This is a genomic window from Sphingomonas bacterium, assembly GCF_903644055.1.
In the GTDB taxonomy this organism is placed as follows: Bacteria; Pseudomonadota; Alphaproteobacteria; order Sphingomonadales; family Sphingomonadaceae; genus Sphingomonas_I.
The window spans coordinates 1-4004 of record NZ_CAHJXD010000279.1; the positions used below are offsets into that span (position 1 = coordinate 1).

At 67.1% G+C, this 4004-nt stretch carries 2 protein-coding genes and 1 tRNA gene; all 3 read right to left on the minus strand.

The annotated features are described in order from the left end of the window. A tRNA-Arg gene (locus tag HUU94_RS11985) sits at nucleotides 1–73 on the minus strand. 67 nt (nucleotides 74–140) lie between these two features. Next, the gene (locus HUU94_RS11990) at nucleotides 141–2135 is read right to left on the minus strand and encodes an acetyl-CoA carboxylase biotin carboxylase subunit (protein WP_174275300.1); all 1995 of its coding nucleotides are present in this window, start codon (nucleotides 2133–2135) and stop codon (nucleotides 141–143) included. A 126-nt stretch (nucleotides 2136–2261) separates the two neighbouring features. Beyond that, on the minus strand, nucleotides 2262–4004 hold a 1743-nt coding region (locus tag HUU94_RS11995; RefSeq protein ID WP_174275301.1), incomplete at its 5' end, for a methylmalonyl-CoA mutase family protein.

A 4004-nucleotide genomic window follows, 5' to 3' on the forward strand; every position in this document is an offset into this window, starting at 1 on the left:
GCGCCCGGAACGATTCGAACGTCCGACCCTCAGATTCGTAGTCTGATGCTCTATCCAGCTGAGCTACGGGCGCGCGGAGGAGGCTCACTAGGCGAGGGAGAAGGCAGGCGCAAGCCTGACTCTCGGCCGTCGCGAGCCGCCTACTCGAACTCCAGGATCACCGCATCGACCGCGAGGCTTTCGCCCGCCTTGGCCTCGACGCTCTTCACGGTGGCGCTTTTTTCGGCGCGTAGGATATTCTCCATCTTCATCGCCTCGACCACCGCGAGCGGCTGACCCGCCTCGACCTTGTCGCCGGCGGCGACGTGGATGCGCGTGATCAGGCCGGGCATCGGGCACAGCAGGAAACGCGACAGATCGGGCGGGATCTTCTCGATCATGTGGCGTGCGAGCGATGCAATGTGCGGGGGCAGCACGCGCGCGGTGTGGCTGCGGCCGCGCGTCGTCAACCGCCAGGCGGCGCGGTGGCGATCGACACGGACCGAGAGCGGCTCGCCGTCGATCGTCGCCTCGATCAGCCGCTGGCCCGGCAGGAAGGGCGCATCGACGACCAGGGCCCGGCCATCGACGGTCACCGCCTCGGATTCGATCAGGACGTGATGCTCGGCGCCGTCCTCCTCGCCGACGAAGGTCACGATCCATTCGGTCGAGGGGGTGATCGCGCCGTTGAGGCGGCCGTCGATCGTCGCCGCGCGCATCGCCTCGGCCGAGACCGCGAGTGCCGCGACGGCGGCGAGCCTGGCGGTCAGCCCCTCGGCCACGGCGGCGCCGGTGAAGCCCTCGGGATATTCCTCGGCGATGAAGCCGGTGGTGAGCGCGCCTTCGCGGAAGCGGGGGTGCTGCATCAGCGCGGAGAGGAAATCGACGTTGTGGCCGATGCCGTCGATCTCGAAGCGATCGAGCGCGGCGATCTGCGCGTCGATCGCTTCCTCACGCGTCTCGCCCCAGGTGACGAGCTTGGCGATCATCGGATCGTAGAACATCGAGATCTCGCTACCCTCATAGACGCCGTCATCAACACGGACGTCCGTTGTCTCGGCGGGCGGGCGGTAGCGGACGAGGCGGCCGGTCGAAGGCAGGAAGCCGCGATAGGGATCCTCGGCATAGACGCGATTCTCGATCGACCAGCCCTTGATGCCGACGTCAGCCTGGCCGAAGCCGAGCGGCTCGCCATAGGCGACGCGGATCATCTGTTCGACCAGATCGAGCCCGGTGATATATTCGGTGACCGGATGCTCGACCTGCAACCGGGTGTTCATCTCGAGGAAGTAGAAGCCCTGGCCGGTCGTGTCGGCGCCCGAGACGATCAGCTCGACCGTGCCGGCGCTATAATAGCCGACCGCACGGGCCAGCGCGACGGCCTGCTGGCCCATCGCCTTCCGCATCGCGGGCGTGACGAACGGCGAGGGCGCCTCCTCGACCACCTTCTGATGGCGGCGCTGCACCGAGCATTCGCGCTCGTTGAGGTAGACGATAGTGCCATGCTTGTCGCCGAGGAGCTGGATTTCGATGTGGCGCGGGCTCTCGATGAACTTCTCGATGAAGACGCGATCGTCGCCGAACGAAGCGAGCCCCTCGCGCTTGGTCGCCTCGAAGCCCTCGCGGACGTCCTTCTCGCTGTAGGCGAGACGCATGCCCTTGCCGCCGCCGCCGGCGGACGCCTTCATCATCACCGGATAGCCGATGTCCGACGCGATCTTCACCGCCTCCTCGGTATCGGCGATCTCGCCGAGGAAGCCGGGGACGACGTTGACGCCCGCCGCCTTGGCGAGCTTCTTCGATTCGATCTTGTCGCCCATCGCGGCGATCGCGTTGATCGGCGGGCCGATGAAGGCGATGCCGGCGTCGGCGAGCGCCTGCGCGAACGAGGTGCGTTCGGAGAGGAAGCCGTAGCCCGGATGGACCGCCTCGGCGCCGGTCTGTTGGCAGGCGGCGATGATCTTGTCGGCGAGCAGGTAGCTCTCGGCGGCGGGCGGCGGGCCGAGATAGACTTTCTCGTCCGCCATCTCGACATGCGGCGCGCGCGCGTCCGCGTCCGAATAGACCGCGACCGTGGCGATGCCCATCCTCTTGGCGGTGCGGATGACGCGGCAGGCGATCTCGCCGCGGTTGGCGATCAGGATTTTCTTGAACAAACTTCTACTCCCCTCCCGCCTGCGGGAGGGGCCGGGGGTGGGAACCCGGCCCGCCGCACGCGGTATCCAATATCGGTGAGCGCAGGCCCACCCCCAGCCCCTCCCGCAAGCGGGAGGGGAGCAAAATCATTCCGCCGCCTCGTCGATGTTTTCGGGCGGCATGTTGTGGCCGAGCAGCCGCAGCACTTCCTCCGCCGCAACCACGAGGTTCGTGCCCGGCCCGAAGATCGCCTGCACACCGGCATCGCGTAAGCCCTGATAATCCTGCGCGGGGATCACGCCGCCGGCGATCACCTTGATGTCCGAGCGGCCCGCCTCGCGCAGGTGTCCGATCAGTTCGGGGATCAGTGTCTTGTGCCCGGCGGCGAGGCTGGAGGCGCCGACGACGTCGACATCGGCCTCGATCGCCATCTTCGCCGCCTCGGTCGGCGTCTGGAACAGCGGGCCGGCGACAATATCGAAGCCGAGGTCGCCGAATGCGGAGCTGACGAGATTGGCGCCGCGATCATGCCCGTCCTGGCCCATCTTGGCGACGAACATCTTCGGGCGGCGGCCTTTCTGCCGGCCCACCGCGACTACGCCATGCTTGAGGTTCGCCCAGCGCGCATCCTCACCATAGGCGCCGCCATAGATGCCCTTCACCGGCGTCGGCGTCGTGCCGTAGCGGCCGAACACATCCTCCATCGCCGCGCTGATCTCGCCGAGCGTCGCGCGGGCGCGGGCGCATTCGACGGCGAGCGCGAGGAGGTTGGTTTCGGGAGGTCCTCCCCGGGACGGGGAGGTGGCAGACGCGCCAGCGGCTGACGGAGGGGGCTGGCTGCCTGGAGGTGCCGCTGGTGGAAGGCCCCCTCCACCATGCTGCGCATGGTCCCCCTCCCCGTTCCGGGGAGGATTACGCGCGCCTTCGCGCAGCGCATCCAGCGCGGCTTGGGCCGCCGCCTCGTCGCGCCCGGCCTTCACCTTGGCGATCCGCGCCACCTGAGCCTCGCGCACCGCGACATTATCGACGTCGAGGATCTCGATCGGGTCCTCGCCGTCCTTGCGATATTTGTTGACGCCGACGATGACCTGCTCGGCCCGATCGATCCGCGCGGCGGTGGCGGCGGCGGCTTCCTCGATCATCGCCTTGGGCCAGCCGGCGGCGACCGCCTTGGCCATCCCGCCCTCGGCCTCGACCTTCTCGATGATCGCCCAGGCCTCGTCGACGAGCTGCTTGGTCAGGCTCTCGACATAATAAGAGCCGCCGAGCGGATCGACGACCTTGGTCATCCCCGTCTCTTCCTGGATCACGATCTGCGTGTTGCGCGCGATCCGGGCGGAGAAGTCGGTCGGCAGCGCGATAGCCTCGTCGAGCGCGTTGGTATGGAGGCTCTGCGTGCCGCCGAGCATCGCCGCCATCGCCTCGATCGTGGTGCGCATGACGTTGTTGTAGGGGTCCTGCTCGGTCAGCGAGACGCCCGAGGTCTGGCAATGCGTGCGCAGCATCTTCGAGCGTTCGTCCCTGGCACCGAGGTTCGTCATCACCCGGTGCCACAGCACGCGCGCCGCGCGCAGCTTGGCGATCTCCATGAAGAAGTTCATGCCGATCGCGAAGAAGAAGCTGAGGCGCCCGGCGAATTTGTCGATGTCGAGCCCGCTCGCGACGCCGTATTTCACATATTCCATTCCGTCGGCGATGGTGAAGGCGAGCTCCTGCACCTGCGTCGCGCCGGCTTCCTGCATGTGATAGCCGCTGATCGAGATGCTGTTGAATTTCGGCATCTCGCGCGACGTGTAGCCGAAGATGTCCGAGATGATCCGCATGCTCGGCTCGGGCGGGTAGATATAGGTGTTGCGGACCATGAACTCCTTGAGGATGTCGTTCTGGAT